Origin of the sequence: Furfurilactobacillus siliginis, from assembly GCF_001437435.1 — a bacterium.
GTDB classification, from domain to species: domain Bacteria; phylum Bacillota; class Bacilli; order Lactobacillales; family Lactobacillaceae; genus Furfurilactobacillus; species Furfurilactobacillus siliginis.
Genome location: NZ_JQCB01000001.1, coordinates 80,392 through 97,599 on the forward strand (window position 1 = coordinate 80,392; position 17,208 = coordinate 97,599).

The following is a 17,208-nucleotide window of genomic DNA, read 5'->3' on the forward strand; positions in this document are numbered from 1 at the left end:
TCCTCCGTTAGTACCAAAGTAAAAGTTCACATTAAAATAAAATAGTCGTTGATTCGTTTTACCCTTAACGGTGACTGAATCAACGACTATTTTGTCAGTTTTCGTTCAGTGAACACGAGGCAGTTGCAGTTCCCGTGGCGGCGAGTTTACTTGGTCGTTCACTGTACTTGTGCTTTGCCCGTAGCCACAAAACCAACAAAAAACACCAGTCAACCATCACTGGTCAACTGGTGCGATAAAATCAATGTTAGTGTAAGCCAACCAATGCAGCGAAGATCGGTACCACAATATCAATAACGATACTGATGATAACAACGGCAATGGCAGCCATTGAACCTTGTGCTGAACCTAACTTCAAGGCGAAAGCTGAACCAACAGTGTGTCCAGAAGTACCTAATCCAAGTCCAGTACCAATTGGGTCTGAGTTAAGACGGAAGACCTTAACTAACCAACCACCCAATGCGTAGATGATAACGGCATTAAGGATACATGCCATGGCTGTAACAGCGGCGTTACCACCAACAGCAGTTGAGATTGGTAAGGCAATCGCAGTCGTTGCGGCTTGTGGCAACATTGAAGCAATACCGATGTTGCTCAAACCAAAGGCCTTTGAAATACCGTAGATAACGAATAATGATACAAAGGCACCAACGATAAGTGATAACAGGATTTCAAGCCAGAACTTCTTAACGATATCGTTACGTTTGTACAAAGGAACGGCGAACGCAATGGTAGCTGGGTTCAAGAACCAGAATAAGATGTCACCACCTGGCTTGTAAGCCATGGTGTAGAACTTAGCGGTGTCCATTCCCAACATTTTGGCAATGATAACCAAGACGATGATCCCAAGGACCATCCCAACAAATAATGGCTGGAATAAGAAGAAACCTTTTGAAATTTTGAAGAGCCATTGACCTAATAAGTAAACGGCAACGGATAAGAAGATCCCAAAGAACGGTGTCACAAAGTATGCAAGTGGTCCTTTGATGACCGGTGCAGCAGCTGCTGCTAATAATGAAACGGACATGATTTAACCCCTCCTACTTGTTTTGATCTTCTGAGTCAACGTCGGCATCACGATGGAACAAGTGTACCCGCATCCAGATAAACAGACGCGTCGTGTACGCAACGACAACTAGCAATACGATTGTTGACAAGATGATAACGATGATCAACTTCCAACCTTCATTTTGCAAGATGCCCAGTGTTCCAGCTAATTGAACCCCAGATGGTACGAACAGGAATCCAATTAAACTAATCATGAAGCCACCGAATGAATCAACCCATTCAACCTTCACGATTTTAAACGTTAATGCTAAGTACAACAGAACCAAACCAATAACTGGTGTTGGTAATGGGAACTTAGGGAACGTTTTGACAAAGAATTCCGAAATCAACCAAGAAATAAATAAAATAGTAGCGTAAATTCCGATTTGAATCAGAATTGGTGCCGCTGTCTTTTCTGTGGTTGCACTTTCGTTGTTAGACTTGTTATTTGCTGCCATAACAACAACCCTCCTAATGTATTGTGAATAAGTGCTTAAGACGAATTGGCACATTGCCGCCGCGTCTTCTCAACAGTTAAATTTTAGCTGACCACTGCACTAAAAGCATCATTCACTTGTCAAACGCACCTTTTTGCCGCTGAAATACCCTATCGACAAACTAACATGCAGCAATGTTAGCAATCTTATTCACAAAGGCAAAAAAATACTTGCTTCTTAAGCAAGCATTCCAGGTTATGACAATGACTTACATGTTTAGCCGTTGCTTCATTTGTTTCACAAATGACCGACTCACTGGCACTTTTTCGCCGTTGATCAAAGTGATTTGATACGTGTGGTTAAACCATGGCTCAACTTCAGAAATTGCACTCACTTTCACAACAATACTGCGATGAATCTGCATAAATTTATCTTCTGGGAGCCGCTCCATCAGCCAGCTTAACGTATGGTGTGCATGAAATTTACCAGTCTGTGTCGTCAGCATTAGCTCACCATTTTCAACATAGCACACGATGATGTCAGCTTGTTTTAAGACGCGGGTTTTTTCATCTTCCGTAATGGAAATCATTCCCGAATCATGCACCGCTTCCATCTGTTTTGGCGTTGCCTCTGCCTGTCGTGTTTGCAGTAACTGGTCAGCCTTAGCCAAAGCCTGGTTGATACGCTGCTGCTCAAACGGTTTTAAAACATAATCTACAGCATTGATATTGAATGCACGTACCGCATAGTTATCATATGCCGTAGCGAAAACAACTAGTGGTGGCACCGCTAACTGATGTAACTTATCAGCTAGTTCAAACCCATTTTCGTTGTTTAAAGAAATATCCAGAAAAATCAAATCGATTGTTTCGCTCAGTAGAACACCAATCGCCTGTGCGACAGATTCAGCTTGGCTCACTTGGGCGATGAGTTGATTTTGTTTTAGTAAATACTCCAGTTCATCACGTGCCAATGGCTCATCATCAACGATTAAGACTTTCATTTTGCACCCGTTCCTTTCGTGGAATTAGCAAACTAACCGTGGTTCCAGCCGCGCTTGTATCGAAATGAAGGCGGCTTTCTTGACCATATAATCCTGTTAAACGTGCATTCAGATTTTCTAATGCAGTTCCGCTACCATTAGCAGAGGCGACAACCTGCTTGCCTAACTGTGGTAGCACACCTTCATCAATACCCAAACCATCATCTTTCACCGCCACTTGAATATGGGTTTTTGTTTCACTTACCAACACCCATACATGATTATCATGGCGTCGATTGCCAAAGGCATGTCGCATCGCATTTTCCACCAACACCTGAATCGTAAACGGTGGTAGCAGGACATTTTCACTCGTTTCAACATCGAAACCCACGGTATATTTATCAGGAAAACGTGTCTGTTCCAGTGATAAATAAGCATTCACGTGTTCACGTTCCTGCTGTAACGAAATCTCTGTCTCCCGCGCGCCCTGTAGGTTCGTACGGAAGTAGGTCGATAGTTGCAAAAGTAACGTCCGCGCTTTGTCTGCATCAGTACGCATCAAAGCTGAAATCGTGTTGATTGCATTGAAGAAAAAATGCGGGTTCACTTGTGCCTGCAAGGACTTAATTTCAGCATCTTTCACCAGCTTAGATTGTTCTTCCGCCATCCCCAAAGCTAATTGACTCGAGAAAATCGAAGCTAATCCAGTTGCCAATTGTTCCTCAACCGGTGTTAAATCTTTCGGGTTGGTAAAGTACATTTTCAACGTACCAACCACATGGCCTTGAACAATCAAGGGAATCACGACTGCAGCTGCCAGTGGACAGCCAGGATGGGGACACCCAATCTCAGCTTTAGAATGGGCAATTCGCATTTGACCAGTCGCAATCACACGTTTTGACAAATCCGTCATAACTTCTTTTTCTGGAATGTGATGATCACTACCTGGCCCCACATGAGCAAGCACGTCAGACGCATCCGTAATTCCAATGGCATCAAAGTTTGTATACTCACGAATAATTACGGCCGCCTGTTGCGCGTTTGTCTCACTCAAACCGGAACTGAAAAATGGTAAAGTTCGATCAGCTAATTCCAACACATCATGCGTTTGCACCGCCCGCAGTTGTTCTTCTTGATGAATGTAGGCAGAAATAACTGACATAAAAATCGCCGTCCCCGCACTATTTAAAATCATCATGGGGAAGAAGATCAGCTGTACCAGTTCAAAACCTGGCGTACTAAAGATGAAGATGAAGGCCATCTGTACAGCTTCCATCCCCAACCCAATCAATGCCGCTATCGCCATACCAGGATATTGATTCTTATCCAAGTATTTTCGACCAATCATGCCTGACAGCAATCCCACAATTACCGAACTGGCTATGTAGAAAAGGTCGGATCCATTTCCTTGAATCACCCGGTGAATCCCGGCGACCAAACCAACCGCTGTTCCCACTACGGGACCACCGACTAATCCAGAAACGGTGATTGCTAAGGTTCGTGTATTGGCAATCGAATCAGTCGCAGGTAACCCAGTCAGCCACGTCGATGAAATCAAATTATTGTGCGGGGTAATTTCAACCCCTGTTAAATTTGAAATAACAGCAAACGCCGCAAAGATTAAAATTAAAATTCCTGTTGCTGTCCAATTATCATGTTCCTTCACTAATCGGCGAAAGTAGCTAACATTCACCAGCACGAAGGCTAGAATGATGATTAGACCAACCCGTTGCATCATTAATAGAAAAAGTGTAAGCATGTTTTCTCCTGCGAACCTGTTTAACTTCTATTATATCCGGCATTGCGCCCATGCAAAAGGGGCACTTGCTTAACTGGTGCAGACTTCGTATATTAGACATATTCCTAATCTTTGACACCAACGTACATTTATAGAGGAGCCCCATCGTGACAGAGGATCATTTCTACCAACCTAAAGACAGCAAAGACGCTATGCGCTACATTGAGCGCCTATTTAATCGGTACAAAGACGCCCCGATTACCCAAGAACTCGTCGACTATAATCACAATTTAACTGCTTCTCTACGTGACGATATTGCGACCGCCGCCACGGCCGAAATGGTGCCGAACCGTCACGACGCCGCCATTAAAATGGCTGATGAAATGGATCGTTGGGCCCGTGTTCGTGCGGCGGGGCAACCCTATCGAGGTGAGCTCAAACATTTTAAATTCGTGGGTGAAGCTTCTACGCCTCGGTTTAAAGCACGCACCATTAAAAATAATCAACGCGGTGCCATGCGTGGCTCGCGACACTAAGAAGCGTGGTGCAAAAATCGGAAGTCGCGAGCAGGACTTAGGGCAGCGACTTCCTGACTTTTGACCGCCGTTTTAGCTATTGAAAATCAAATGGGAGCAAGACAAAATTTATTTGTCTTACTCCCATTTTTTATGTGCGCTTTTGTTGTGGGTTAGAGAACCAAACGTTGTCGGTTTTATGGCGAAAACGAGCTCTCCAGCCTTGAATCCTGTGCAGAACAGGCTGGTTCGCTCTCTGGTCTAAAACGAGCTCTCCAGCCCAGCCGTCTGTGCATTGCTTGCCGACCGTACAGGGCTAAAGCCCTTCCCGCCCTGCCTGCAATTGCTCGGCGCCTCCCGGGCTGGTTCGCTCTCTACTTCTTATATAACAATCTGGTAACCAACTCAAAACTCTCCGTGGTGGTATGAATTTGGTGATGATTCGTGTTCTTCATCAAAATTTCGTGGTAATTCGGGATAATCCCTGCCACTAAGTATCGTAATGACTGCGCCTGGGCGAACGGGACCGAGTTATCAGTTTCCTCACCATTCGTTGACCCGTAAACATTTTCAATGATTGCTTGGTGATTTGCCCGTAAATTATTTCGATCAGCTAATAACTGCCGGTAGATTCTAGTCGGACGTTTCGGCTCACCGCTCGCTAAGATATCACGGCCACGGTTCACACCTTCATCAACCGGCGTGCCAAGCAAAACCATCTTATGTAGGCGCGGTAACTTAGGATCATTTCCATACCGAATCAGTTGGCTAACTAGGGCACTGCCACCCCATGAATGGCCAACTGCATTGTATGTCGTTACCCCATACTGGTCTTTCAGCAATAATAAAATTTGATTTAACCACTTCACTTGGGGTTGATACGTATTGGCAAGGTTTCTTGAAAACGTAACTTGAATCAGTGGGTTCACAACGTTTTTCCGTAGGTGCCCATACACATGCACGCGACCAAATGTATCCACATTGATGCGCATCACCTTACCTGCCGTGTGATTATCCTGCATGTACGTAATCATCTGATTAAATGAATTAGCGGACGTGCCCCAGCCAGGCATCAGAATTGTGGGCACATGAGTAGCCGTCACTTTAGTGCTGATTTTATTTGTCGTCAGTGGCTCACCAGCCACCCCGATACTCGTTACTTTACGAAACAGTACAAACGCTGCTCCTAACACCAGCACAACCGCGCCAGCAATGGTCCAGACTCGTCGATGCACAGCCGGTTCCTCCTCATTCTTTGTCAGTTGTAACTGTACAGCTTTTAGCGCACGGTGACCAGCAAATCACCATGGCGACGCTGAAATATTCAGAAGCATGAATCGCGGTCTTTTATGATCGACCCGATTATAATGGATACAACACTAACTTAGGAGGCATTACGCATGGCAAATCCAATTCTCGCAATCGTTGGGGTCGGCAACACCGGTCTTGCACAAGCACAAGCTAGTTTATTTGGTCAGCATGGTTTTGATATCGCCCTCGTTTCACGCGATCAGACCATCATGAATGAAACCGCAGCTCAATTAGCAAATGAAGATATCAATGCGACTGTTATCCCCACTGACTTAACCAAACCAGAAACGATCGCCGCTGCCTTTGAACACATCAAGCAACTGGGTCAGCTCACAGCAGTTATCTTTAACGCCACCTACCGTCCAGGAATTTTACCTAGCCAATTGACTACTGCCGAGGCAACTACTGGCATGCTGATTGGGGCTGTGGCACCCATTGCTGTTGCAGCGGCCGCCTTACCACAACTACAAGCAATCGACGCACCAACAGCTCTGCTATTCACCAATAGTATCGCCGCCGCTAAGCCATTCACCAATGCGCCCCTTCAATCCATGGAAAAGGCTGCGATGACTGCCTATGTTAAGACGCTTAACGATGACTTATCTGAATCAAACGTCTTCGCCGGACTTGTCACCATTAACACCTTCGTGCGGACAGGCCACCGGGAAAATCAAGATCCAAAAAATATCGCGAAAGCCTACTACAAACTCTTCCAAGAACGAACTCCAGTCGAATTACCCTATCATGATTTAATTGAAGATAATTAGACTGGGATAAAAGTCGGGAAGTCGTGAGCAAGACCTAGAACTGCCGTACGGGTTGGGTTTCAACTCGGTAGGTCGTAGTCTGCACAGCGACTTCCCGACTTTTGTCTCACGTTTTCACCATTTAAACGTGTAAATCAAAAAAGTATTTGGGACAAGATGAATTTTGTCCCAAATACTTTTTTTCGTGTCTCTTCACTAAAATAAATCTAACTGATCCGTGCCAACAGATGGTGGTGTGATTGTCTGTTGCGTCCCTAATGGTTCAACAGCAGTCCGTTTTCCTGTCGGATTAGTCGCATCCATCGCATCCATCGTCTGGTTCAACAACTCATCCACAAATACGTTGCCTGAGTTATCGGCATGACCCTTCGTCCACTCGAACCGTAAATGTGGAAAAGCCTTCAAGACATCATATATTGCCGCCCACAGCTCTTTATTAGCCAATTCACCAGCGCTACGTTGCCACCCACGACGTTGCCAGCCTTGCAGCCAATTCTTCGTGATGGCATCTAGAACATATTTAGAATCTAGCACCGCCAGAATTGGTTCTTGGTTCAAGCCAACGTTTTTTAGTGCCGTCAATGCTTGCAGCAAACCGGTGATTTCCATCTTATTATTGGTTGCACCAAATTCACCCAATGAATCAAAGAATTGCTGACCGTCGGACTTGATCAAATAAGCCCACGCGGCTTTATCGCCTTGCTTAACGTGCCCACCAGCGGTGTTTCCCGTGTTGCGAGAACCGCCGTCCGAATATAGAACGATTTTTTCATCGTGTTGTACCTGTGTGGTGGCCGGCGTCACCTTCTTAGCATGACTTTGCTTGGCGTAGTTTCCACCGGCATCTAACCACGCTTGAGCATCGTTGCGAGTCGGAAAACTCTTATAACGCGCACCTGCTACACCATCCACCTGCTGTTTCGCAGCTGCCCACGTGGTGTAGATTCCAGCCCGATGTCCTTTTGCAACTGCATAAAATTTTGCCATGTTAGCTTTTATCTCCTCTTTGCTGCCATTTCTGATAATTACGCCACATTTTTTGCTGCACGACAGGCATGACATATTCATCAAACGCTGTCTCCTGAATCGCTTGGCCAGGAAAAAGGCTTAAATCAGGCGTTTTAGTTAACTGGGTAACTAATAACTGGATTTGCCATTTCTGATGCGTAAATGTATGTGTCACCTTGCGACTTGAAACCGGCGTCAGTGAAAGTTCAATCCCAGTATCTTCCTCAAAGGTCGCGGCTGCACGGCGAATCAATTCATCCGTTTCCGGTAATGCCGTTTCGTCGTCTACTAGTAAATCCGTCTCTTTAACCAATGGTAATGTCCACATATTTGCCAGCATGCCTGTCGATGGACGCTGCGTTAACAAGTAACCAGCCGGTGTTTGAATGACTAGTGCAAAGTAGTTAATCGGTACCGGTCGCGGTTTTGGCGTCTTCACCGGATAATCCAGTTCATGCCCATCTAAATACGCTTGGTTAAAAGCTTTAACTGGTGAATGTTCACTATCAGGATTGACTGCGGTCATATAGCTGCTCCCCAGGTCCATAATGGCTTGATTAAAATCACCAGGCCGCTGTGGATCAATCACTGCTTGAATGGCATCAAAGAACACGCCCCGTGACTCCGGCTTCGCAATATCGGCGTCAATTTCTAACAGCCGACTAAACACACGAAATGCGTTTCCGTCTACCGCTGGTACCGGTTCTTCGAAAGCAATACTAGCAATTGCGCCGGCAGTGTACGGTCCAATACCTGTTAATTCCTGTAAACCGGCCGCCGTGGTTGGCCATTGACCGTGTCGATCAATAACAATTTCTTGTGCTGCCCGCTGCAGATTACGCGCACGCGAATAGTATCCCAGCCCTTCCCACGCCTTTAGTAGCTTATCAGCAGGTGCTTTTGCCAGCGCATCAACCGTCGGAAATGTTTTCATGAACCGCTCGTAATAAGGAATGACCGTATTAACTTGCGTCTGCTGCAACATAATTTCCGAAACCCATACATGATAGGGATCATGATCCTTACGCCACGGTAAGTCACGTCCCTCTTTGTCATACCAATCAAGTAGCGTCTGACGAAAGGCATTAATTTTCTCAGCTGACCATTGTTCCATGTCCTTGCCGTCTCCAGTCATTTACGTTTTTTAGTACTGTCATCGTAGCAAAAAAAAGACAAGAGAGCGAACCAGCCCGGGAGGCGTCGAGCAATTGCAGGCGGAGCGGTAGGCGTCGTGAAACGACACCGGACGGTCAGCAGGCAATGCACAGCGGACTTGGGCTGGTGAACTCGTTTTAAATCAGAGAGCGAACCAGCCTGTTCTGAATCCGAGCAAGAACAAGGACGGTGGTAGTGGCAAAGCCACGGACAGCGGACAGGTTCTGCACAGGATTCAAGGCTGGGTAGCTCGTTTTAGTCCAGAGAGCGAACCAGCCCGGGAGGCGTCGAACAATTGCAAGCAGGGCGGGAAGGGCTTTAGCCCTGTACGGTCGGCAGGCAATGCACAGACGGCTGGGCTGGTGAACTCGTTTCCACCATATAAAAGATAACAACCGCCCAAAACAAAAAGAGCCCCTCAGGATAGCTATCCTAAAAGTCTCCCACAAACTAATTTTTCTCCCCTACAGCACAACCGTTGCACTTTCCAATTCAGCACTCGCCACATCCACCGCATGTTGAATTTGTTGATGGTTATGATGTTCCTCGCCAATCACCAACAGATCATAAGAAAAATCTGTGCAATACACTTCTTCAGTCAAGCGTGCCAAATTGCTGCCACGCTTTACATCAATAACGACATTAGCCAATCCCATTGCCATTGCGACATCCTTTAAGTCAGTCGCAAACTTAGCCGCATCATCTTGCAGCTTGTGCATGTAACTAGGGTTTAAGACATTAAAGATACTTAAATTATCATCATCAATCCATACCATAATGCCGAGATCCGCACCATTTGTTAGTGCTGTCTGCAAAGCATAATCAAATGCGTCAATATTTTCCGTGGCTGCGTCAACCACAACGGACACTTTATCGAAACGCGTTACTTCTGCTAATTCCATAATGTCACTTCCATTCAAATTAACTGTTTCTCTTGGAAACAAAAAGAAGTATAGCACCCATTGTTTCCAAAAGAAACATTTCGGAGTAAAATAAATATAAATAATTTTTTGAATGGAGTAAGAGAACAAATATGAAAGACTACCGGAAACACGAGCTCGGCGACTTATACGCCCAACTGATTCATTTTGAAACGATGTATCATCCCTTTGAACAGCGGTTTCAACAAGCTGTCAACATGCGGCAAGGATTCGGTCCCTTTGGCAACATTGATCATCATGACGCCCATAACCTACAACATTGGTCTGAACATTTTGATCATCACTTTCATGGCCCCGTTCGCGATGTCTTGGAAACAATTAAGGACAATCCCAACATTAACGCACGGACAATCAGTGAAAAGACTGATATTTTGCCCGGCACGTTATCCAAATATTTAAAACGCATGATTGGTCGGCACCTCGTTGCTGAACAAACCAATCCTGACAATCGTCGTGAAAAATTCTATTCATTAACTGACGGCGGGAACTGGTTGCTATCCGTTGCTCACGGTGTTCAAGAAGACGATCAGCAATCCAAGAACGATATCTTTGAAGAGTTTACTGAAGATGAACAAGATGTAATTGTCCGCTTCTTAGTGGCCATGCGCCATCGCGATGATCAAACTGACGACGATCAAAAAAAGCCATCCTAATTAGGATGACTTTATAACGCACACTCGCTTAATATTCACCTTTAATAACGAAGAATGATCCACGAATCGTTCCTGCAAGCTTGGATTTTTGCCGTGCAAACTTGAATTTGCCTTCAAACTCGGTGGGAATTTCTATCCCGTCTGATAATTTGAAGCCAACCGCGCGTTTGCCACTTGGATCAATGCTGTACATGACATTCACAGCCAAACCATTTTCATAGAACACATATGCCATCTTCAGACCATCCACTTCAAAGCTGGTGGTTTCTAATGGTTTATAACCAAAATGCATATCGCGTTCTGCCAAAACTGTTTCGATCCATTTCAAAGTATCAGGATCTTCAGCAGCAGGAACCGTTACGAATTCATGTTTGTACTTGTTCCAGTAATAGCGTGCTTCATTAGCGCGTAAACCGGCTAATGCCTCAGCGACCGGCGAACTTTCTAGTCCGACAGTGGAAACATCTTTAAAATCAACTTTATAACTCATCACAAAGCCTTTCTGAAACAGAATTGATTGCGCTTTCAGTTTATTTATATCACTGCACAATGTCAATTTATTTAATCAGCGCTTTGTACTTATTTATAGAGTGCTGTCGACAAATACCGTTCTCCGTTATCAGCGGCTAATGCCAGTACCTTCTTGCCTTTGCCTAGTGTCTTAGCACGTTCAATGGCCGCCCAAACTGCTGCGCCACCTGAGAAACCAAGTAAGATCCCTTCCTGACGCGCAATTTTCTGAGCAGTTGCAATCGCGTCATCACCAGTCACGTCGGTCACGCTGTTATAAATCTTGGTGTCCAACACATCAGGCACAAAACCAGTCCCAATACCTTGAATTGGGTGTTTGCCAGGCTCGCCACCATTTAAAATAGCTGAGGCAGCTGGCTCAACACCAATGATTTCAACATCTGCATTCGTTTCCCGCAAGAACTTACCGGTACCTGAAATCGTACCGCCTGTTCCAATTCCTGCGACGAAGACATCTGGCGTACCATCAAAGTAATCAACGATTTCTGGTCCAGTGGTTTCATAATGCGCCTGTGGGTTTAACTCGTTGATGAACTGACCTACACGTAGGTAGCCACCCTTTTCGAGATACTCGTTCACGAGATTGATTGCACCGGTAATACCTTGCGCACCGGGTGTTTCAATCAATTTCGCACCATATGCGCGCATCAATTGCTTACGTTCTTCGCTGGCGGTGTCCGGCATTACCAACACCGCTTTGTAGCCCTTGGCGGCTGCCACTGCGGCAATTCCGATACCAGTATTTCCTGATGTAGGTTCAATTAAAGTCATGTCCGCAGTTAATGCGCCACTTTGTTCGGCAGCTTCGATGAGTTTGAGTGCAATCCGATCCTTTACGGAACCCGCTTCATTGAACGCTTCTAGCTTCACATAAACATCGGCAGCGTCATCGGGAACGGAACGTTGTAGTTTAACAATGGGTGTGTGACCGATGTAATCGAGAATACTTTCTTTTTTAATCATGGATAGAACCTTCCTTTTTGTTTGTCTGTTGTTCTAAATGTGTAATTAAATGATGCCGCTGCCAACTACGCACGACTTGTGCAGGATTGCCGGCAACGGTATTCCCTGCTAAAACATCATGTAGTACGACGGCACCCGCACCGACTTTGGCATAATCATGAATTATGATGGCACCGAGAATTAAGGCGTTGGCACCCAACAAAACGTTATTACCAATTGTTGGGTGTCGCTTACCAGGATGATCATGCCGCGCCCCTAACGTCACCCCGTGTAACATGATGACATCATCGCCAACAATCGCCGTTGCGCCAATAACGACGCCCATCCCGTGATCAATAAACAGTCGTTGGCCTATCTGTGCCGCCGGATGGATCTCAACGCCGGTATGATGCCGCGTCCAATGGCTGAGTAAATCTGCCAGCATGTAATGCCGTCTTTGCCAAAGCCAATGTGTGATGCGGTGCATCCAAACCGCCTGGTAGCCTGGATAGGTCAAGATGACTTGCCAGCGGCTACGTGCAGCAGGATCGCGTTTGATGATGCTATCAATTGTGGCAAACATGATAAACCTCCTTAAAAAATAAAGTGCACCCACTTCCGGTAACTATGGCAACGAGACCAAGTTAGGGAAGTGGATGCACTAAAAACATCAAGGTATCCAGTTATTTGTGCTAAGTAAAAGACAAGTCAGCTGACTTGATCTCTATCTAGCTACGAGGGTTAACGGATAGATGACGATCCCATGAACTTGGCGTGAGAATCATTCCGTTACAACAGCAAGTCATGTTCGTCATCTAAATGCACCCCTTTCGTTAAGTAATTGTCTGTAGTTTACTGACTTATTTTCCGTAAGTCAATCATTAAAAATGCGTTTGTAAGGTTAACTACTATTGGTTAATCCTGCACACTATGTATACTAGAGACAAAATCCAATCAGTAAGGTCGAACTATTATGACACTTATATTTGCTATCGGACTGCTAATCATCGCAGTCATTGCCGCAGAAATTATCTATAACCAATTCTCCAGCATCCCGCTTGCGTTTTATCAAATTGCTGCTGGTGGTCTGCTGTCTTTCATCACGTTCTATCATCATTATCAATTTGATCCGAAGTTCTTCTTATTCGCCATCATTGCGCCAATCATGTTTAACGACGCCCAGGAAACATCCCGCAAAACACTGGGGCGCAACATCATGGACACGTTGTCACTAGCCATTCTCTTAGTGATCACGACGGTTGTTGCAGTCGGCTTCGGTGTGCACTTTATTTATCCGGCCTTGAGTCTTTCTCTGGCCTTTATGTTGATTGCCATTGTGAGCCCCACCGACGCCACCGCGGTCACTTCAATCACGAAGAACCTGCAACTGCCCTCTGGGTTGATGGAAACCTTAAAGAACGAATCGCTATTAAACGATGCATCTGGGATTGTGGCCTTTGACCTCGCTTTGACGGCTCTGATTTCAGGAAACTTTTCGGCATGGGATGGCACCGTGACCTTCCTGCAGACTTTCTTTGGTGGTCTGCTGCTTGGAGCCATTCTGGGGTGGGCTGTTATCGCCTTGCGACTTGGTTTGATCAACTGGAATATTGATAATTCTTCGATCAGTGTCCCGATTCAGCTCATGACACCGTTCATCATTTACTTAGTAGCTGAGGAACTTCACGTATCAGGTATCTTAGCTGTCGTTGCGGCTGGTTTAATGCATGGTCTGGAACGTGATCGGCTGCAACTAACCTCTACTAAAATGCAAGTCGTTAGCACCAGTGTTTGGGGATTACTGACCAACTTGTTAAACGGTTTCGTGTTCGTCTTACTTGGTGTTAGCTTGCCAACCATCGTCGAAAATCTATTTGCGCGTCATCAAGTGTCCATCTTGATTTTGGTTGGACTTGCGCTTGGTATCTACGCGTTGATGATTGTCATCCGCTTCCTGTGGATTCGACGCTTCATTAACCTACCGTTTCGTAAGAATCCCAACCAGTCTGCACTGCTGCTTTCCTTAAGTGGTGTTCACGGAACAGTTACTTTAGCCATGGCGTTCTCCCTACCTTACACGCTGCGTGGTGCAGCATTCCCGATGCGAAACGAATTGATTTTCATCGCTGCCATTATTATTTTAATGAGCTTAATTGTGCCGCTGATTACGATTCCATTTATTCTTCCTAAGCAAAGTTCAGATAGCCGTGAAAACTTTACAGAAGCCCATCACCTCATGATCGACTACGCGATTGCCTGGATGAAAAATAATATTGACGAATCCAACCCACGACACACCGTTATTGAGACGCTGTACAACGAAAAAGGTAGCCAAGCACGACCAAATCGCAAAGAAGTGTCGGCCTTATTCGCCGGTGCCACACAGGTTGAGGCCGACGCTATCTCAGAGCAATTGACTAGCGATAACCTCTCCGACATGGAACGCCACATCTATCAGAAGTACCTCAACATGATTACCAGTCGTAATGGTAATCAATCTGATCGACATAAATTAAAGGTGCGGCTAAAGATTACTTTGTCCCGTATTTTACACCGCAAGACTTATCGTAAAGCACGGCAGCAAGGGCAAAAACGTGTTGCAGAATATCAACAAGCAGTCTCAAAAACACCGAAGAAAATCACCATTGAGCCAGATCCAAGTAGTATTCAACCAGCGACATCCGCCACTACCAGACTGGAAAGCATCAGTGCCACACCTGTACAAACACAATCAGCATCGGCAACAGACAACGATATTGCCGCTGATAGCGAAACGACAAAAGTTGCTGCCGACATTGGTAATGCATTGAGTCGCAACGACGACACTGCGTTACCTGCTTTGATCCAGACATTTTCAGACAATCCACAAGCAACCTGGAAGCTATCACGTCAGTTGATGTTAAACATCGAGCAGCTCGGTAACGACGCCGTTATGCAGTGGTTATATAATCAGGATGTCTCACGTGATCCAGCCGCCATCAACGCGGTTCGTGACTCTTACATCAAACGGGCACAACATTTCCGTCGTAATGAAGATGGCCAAAGCGAAGCACTGAATTCTCTCTTCTTAACAGCCTTCCAAGCTGAATATCAATACATTCAAGACGCGTTGAGTAACGAACGTATTTCAGCCGCAATGGCTAAATCATTAAGAGAACAGGTTTCTTATGATCAAATGGTCTATATGCAAAATGAAAGCTAAATAGAGTGGGAAAACAACAATGGGTCCGGGACATAATTAATTATGTCTCAGACCCATTGTTGTTTTCTGATTTTCAATAGCGGAAACGTGGAACAAAAGTCAAGTCGCTGTGCAGAGGATGAACAGCCTACCGGATTGAAGACCAATCCGTACGGCAGTTCTAGGTCTCGCTCACGACTTCCCGACTTTTGTCTCACTCTCGTCTTTTACATTCAAAACTAATTTTCCACTACTCCACCTGATTTACTACGCTCAAATTTTCTAATAACTCATCGCTAATCCGCTCACTCGTAAAGCGCTGCATCGGTGTCCATTCATGTCGGTCTTTAAACGCAACTGGATATGCTGCCAACACAGCGACCATCAAGTTATTTTCGGTTAAAAAGATTTGTCCAGCGCCAGTAAACTTCCCTTTGGTATGCTTACCGATTCGCCAAACATGGGGCTTCCCATCGCCGCTTGCTTCATATTGTCCCGACGCATTGGCATGCACAGGTACGCCAACAAATCGTTGTACATCATACTTACCCTTCATTTGGTTACTCCTTATGTCGTTGATGCGCTGGAATTGTGGCTGGATCTGGAACAGTTGCAACGCTGGTATCAATCACCCCAAATTGATGGCGCATCCGTCGTTCAATCTGCTCACCAATCTCATAACTCGCTAAAGTGGTAATCATCGCATCCACAAAAATCGTTACTTCCAACGTTACTAAATTTCCACTGTAATGTGCCTTTAACTCAACAACTGACCGGACACCAGGTACAGTCGCAATTTCATCACGAAACTGTGATTCTACATGCGGGTCAAAATAATCCGCTAAGTTTAGACTACTATCGCGAAAAATTTTAAATCCAGCCGCTAAAATAAAGACCCCAACAATGACACTAGCCACACCATCTAGCCATGTTAAATGAAACACCAGTGCACCACCAATTGACAGCATTGTGCCAATACTCGTAAACGCATCACTTAAACTATCCTGTGATGAAGCCGTTAACGCAGCATTTTGCAGCTTACGTCCTGCTTGCCGATTAAAATACCAGACCACCAGCATAATAATACTTGCCAATCCTGCCCCAACCAACGCAATTGGTTCTGGAATCACACGCGTTGCTGGACTCATCAGGCCACGAATACCGCCGACAATAACTGACACTGCAATCCCTATCATGATGATACTCGTTACCAATGTAAAGATTGTCTCTGCTCGAAAACGCGTCAACCGCGCACGTTCTGGTGTTACACCAGCTACCTTTTCAGGACCATCGGTGATTCCCCGGTCAAAAGAATCTGCGTCTGTGTCTTTGGCAATATACAATCCAATGACCAATAATATTGTCGAAATGATTCCCGACACATTATTAAACGCATCTGCACGCAATGTTTGCGACTGACTCATCACCGCCAGCACGTACTCAATAATTGCAATGCATACATATGCACCAACGTTGTACAGCAAATGTCGGATTGCACCATTTAATTTACTGATTTCTGCGGCTTGAATACGAGCCCACGTCTGCTGCTCTCTTTCAATGTGTCGGCCAACATGATTTTTCATACACGTAACTCCTTATCTATCCTTAACAGTGTAGTCACTTACCGAGTAACCGACAACCAACAAAGCAGCTTTCGGGCATGATAATGTGCTTTTTTCCGCTGATTAGCTACAATGGAGTTGTTCATAACAACAGTGAAAGAGGTGAGCACACATGGCACAAAGCTTCCCAGCAGGACAAGAACCAACAGAAGAACGCAGGACGGTTACGGTTGATGGTGTTGAAATCACCCTGTTTGTACGTGACGACACAATCATCAGTAAATAATCCTTAACAAAGGATCACAAAACGAAGGGTCTAGGACATAACTAATTCTGTCCTAGACCCTTCGTTTTTTAAGTTTCAATAGCGGAAACGTGCGCCAAAAGTCAAGTCGCTGTGCAGACTACGAACCACCTACCGGATTGAAGACCAATCCG

17 protein-coding genes are annotated in these 17,208 nt (G+C 45.4%); 4 read left to right on the top strand and 13 right to left on the bottom strand.

All coding sequences use genetic code 11. The features are described from left to right. Positions 1-247: 247 nt before the first annotated feature. The 4 genes from lrgB to IV55_RS00330 form a co-directional block, all read right to left on the bottom strand. A complete protein-coding gene (lrgB, locus tag IV55_RS00315; protein ID WP_057808415.1) occupies positions 248-1,027 on the bottom strand; it encodes an antiholin-like protein LrgB in 780 nt (259 codons plus the stop codon). Positions 1,028-1,040: 13 nt separating this feature from the next. Next, the gene (locus tag IV55_RS00320; RefSeq protein ID WP_057808416.1) at positions 1,041-1,505 is read right to left on the bottom strand and encodes a CidA/LrgA family protein; all 465 of its coding nucleotides are present in this window, start codon (positions 1,503-1,505) and stop codon (positions 1,041-1,043) included. A gap of 247 nt (positions 1,506-1,752) precedes the next feature. After that, entirely contained in the window at positions 1,753-2,487 is a 735-nt protein-coding gene (locus IV55_RS00325; protein ID WP_057808417.1) for a LytTR family transcriptional regulator DNA-binding domain-containing protein, read from the bottom strand. After that, entirely contained in the window at positions 2,468-4,225 is a 1,758-nt protein-coding gene (locus IV55_RS00330) for a sensor histidine kinase (RefSeq protein WP_057808418.1), read from the bottom strand. The genes IV55_RS00325 and IV55_RS00330 overlap by 20 nt, the downstream gene beginning before the upstream one ends. Before the next feature lie 146 nt (positions 4,226-4,371). Here IV55_RS00330 and IV55_RS00335 point away from each other — a divergent pair, with 146 nt between their 5' ends. After that, complete coding sequence (locus IV55_RS00335; RefSeq protein ID WP_186808496.1) at positions 4,372-4,740, top strand: hypothetical protein; 369 nt, start codon at positions 4,372-4,374, stop codon at positions 4,738-4,740. A 353-nt stretch (positions 4,741-5,093) separates the two neighbouring features. Here the strand turns inward: IV55_RS00335 and IV55_RS00340 are convergent, their stop codons facing one another. Further along, entirely contained in the window at positions 5,094-5,954 is an 861-nt protein-coding gene (locus tag IV55_RS00340) for an alpha/beta hydrolase (protein WP_057808419.1), read from the bottom strand. A 165-nt stretch (positions 5,955-6,119) separates the two neighbouring features. Between IV55_RS00340 and IV55_RS00345 the strand changes: the two genes are divergently transcribed. Further along, a complete protein-coding gene (locus IV55_RS00345) occupies positions 6,120-6,797 on the top strand; it encodes an SDR family NAD(P)-dependent oxidoreductase (RefSeq protein WP_057808420.1) in 678 nt (225 codons plus the stop codon). Between the two features lie 195 nt (positions 6,798-6,992). Here IV55_RS00345 and IV55_RS00350 read toward each other — a convergent pair whose 3' ends face one another. The 3 genes from IV55_RS00350 to IV55_RS00360 form a co-directional block, all read right to left on the bottom strand. Then, positions 6,993-7,784: a ribonuclease H family protein gene (locus IV55_RS00350; RefSeq protein ID WP_057808421.1), complete on the bottom strand. Its 792-nt coding sequence runs from the start codon at positions 7,782-7,784 to the stop codon at positions 6,993-6,995. A 1-nt stretch (position 7,785) separates the two neighbouring features. Next, positions 7,786-8,919, bottom strand: coding sequence for an A/G-specific adenine glycosylase (gene mutY, locus IV55_RS00355; RefSeq protein ID WP_057808422.1), 1,134 nt, complete (start codon positions 8,917-8,919; stop codon positions 7,786-7,788). Positions 8,920-9,424: 505 nt separating this feature from the next. Continuing rightward, positions 9,425-9,862 (bottom strand): universal stress protein, encoded by a 438-nt coding sequence (locus tag IV55_RS00360; RefSeq protein ID WP_057808423.1) that lies wholly within the window; start codon positions 9,860-9,862, stop codon positions 9,425-9,427. 131 nt (positions 9,863-9,993) lie between these two features. On the opposite strand from IV55_RS00360, the gene IV55_RS00365 reads away from it, so the two are divergent. Then, positions 9,994-10,554, top strand: a complete 561-nt coding sequence (locus IV55_RS00365) for a MarR family winged helix-turn-helix transcriptional regulator (RefSeq protein ID WP_057808424.1) — start codon at positions 9,994-9,996, stop codon at positions 10,552-10,554. Between the two features lie 28 nt (positions 10,555-10,582). Here the strand turns inward: IV55_RS00365 and IV55_RS00370 are convergent, their stop codons facing one another. The 3 genes from IV55_RS00370 to cysE form a co-directional block, all read right to left on the bottom strand. Beyond that, on the bottom strand, positions 10,583-11,044 hold the full coding sequence (locus IV55_RS00370) for a hypothetical protein (RefSeq protein ID WP_057808425.1): 462 nt from the start codon (positions 11,042-11,044) through the stop codon (positions 10,583-10,585). 89 nt (positions 11,045-11,133) lie between these two features. Beyond that, entirely contained in the window at positions 11,134-12,048 is a 915-nt protein-coding gene (cysK, locus tag IV55_RS00375; RefSeq protein WP_057808426.1) for a cysteine synthase A, read from the bottom strand. Beyond that, positions 12,041-12,610: a serine O-acetyltransferase gene (cysE, locus tag IV55_RS00380; RefSeq protein ID WP_057808427.1), complete on the bottom strand. Its 570-nt coding sequence runs from the start codon at positions 12,608-12,610 to the stop codon at positions 12,041-12,043. The genes cysK and cysE overlap by 8 nt, the downstream gene beginning before the upstream one ends. A 390-nt stretch (positions 12,611-13,000) precedes the next feature. Between cysE and IV55_RS00385 the strand changes: the two genes are divergently transcribed. Next, positions 13,001-15,229 carry a cation:proton antiporter gene (locus tag IV55_RS00385; protein ID WP_057808428.1) on the top strand — a complete coding sequence of 743 codons (2,229 nt, stop codon included), beginning with the start codon at positions 13,001-13,003 and terminating at the stop codon, positions 15,227-15,229. A 229-nt stretch (positions 15,230-15,458) separates the two neighbouring features. On the opposite strand, the gene IV55_RS00390 is transcribed toward IV55_RS00385, so the two are convergent. Beyond that, a complete protein-coding gene (locus tag IV55_RS00390; protein ID WP_057808429.1) occupies positions 15,459-15,764 on the bottom strand; it encodes a DUF7671 family protein in 306 nt (101 codons plus the stop codon). A gap of 4 nt (positions 15,765-15,768) precedes the next feature. After that, complete coding sequence (locus IV55_RS00395) at positions 15,769-16,791, bottom strand: cation diffusion facilitator family transporter (protein ID WP_057808430.1); 1,023 nt, start codon at positions 16,789-16,791, stop codon at positions 15,769-15,771. Positions 16,792-17,208 lie beyond the last annotated feature (417 nt).

What these genes read in the sequence shown, in the direction of transcription:
- lrgB (WP_057808415.1), bottom strand. Translation starts at nt 1,027, where the DNA reads ATGTCCGTTTCATTATTAGCAGCAGCTGCTGCACCGGTCATCAAAGGA.
- IV55_RS00320 (WP_057808416.1), bottom strand. Translation starts at nt 1,505, where the DNA reads ATGGCAGCAAATAACAAGTCTAACAACGAAAGTGCAACCACAGAAAAG.
- IV55_RS00325 (WP_057808417.1), bottom strand. Translation starts at nt 2,487, where the DNA reads ATGAAAGTCTTAATCGTTGATGATGAGCCATTGGCACGTGATGAACTG.
- IV55_RS00330 (WP_057808418.1), bottom strand. Translation starts at nt 4,225, where the DNA reads ATGCTTACACTTTTTCTATTAATGATGCAACGGGTTGGTCTAATCATC.
- IV55_RS00345 (WP_057808420.1), top strand. Translation starts at nt 6,120, where the DNA reads ATGGCAAATCCAATTCTCGCAATCGTTGGGGTCGGCAACACCGGTCTT.
- IV55_RS00350 (WP_057808421.1), bottom strand. Translation starts at nt 7,784, where the DNA reads ATGGCAAAATTTTATGCAGTTGCAAAAGGACATCGGGCTGGAATCTAC.
- mutY (WP_057808422.1), bottom strand. Translation starts at nt 8,919, where the DNA reads ATGGAACAATGGTCAGCTGAGAAAATTAATGCCTTTCGTCAGACGCTA.
- IV55_RS00360 (WP_057808423.1), bottom strand. Translation starts at nt 9,862, where the DNA reads ATGGAATTAGCAGAAGTAACGCGTTTCGATAAAGTGTCCGTTGTGGTT.
- IV55_RS00365 (WP_057808424.1), top strand. Translation starts at nt 9,994, where the DNA reads ATGAAAGACTACCGGAAACACGAGCTCGGCGACTTATACGCCCAACTG.
- IV55_RS00370 (WP_057808425.1), bottom strand. Translation starts at nt 11,044, where the DNA reads ATGAGTTATAAAGTTGATTTTAAAGATGTTTCCACTGTCGGACTAGAA.
- cysK (WP_057808426.1), bottom strand. Translation starts at nt 12,048, where the DNA reads ATGATTAAAAAAGAAAGTATTCTCGATTACATCGGTCACACACCCATT.
- cysE (WP_057808427.1), bottom strand. Translation starts at nt 12,610, where the DNA reads ATGTTTGCCACAATTGATAGCATCATCAAACGCGATCCTGCTGCACGT.
- IV55_RS00385 (WP_057808428.1), top strand. Translation starts at nt 13,001, where the DNA reads ATGACACTTATATTTGCTATCGGACTGCTAATCATCGCAGTCATTGCC.
- IV55_RS00390 (WP_057808429.1), bottom strand. Translation starts at nt 15,764, where the DNA reads ATGAAGGGTAAGTATGATGTACAACGATTTGTTGGCGTACCTGTGCAT.
- IV55_RS00395 (WP_057808430.1), bottom strand. Translation starts at nt 16,791, where the DNA reads ATGAAAAATCATGTTGGCCGACACATTGAAAGAGAGCAGCAGACGTGG.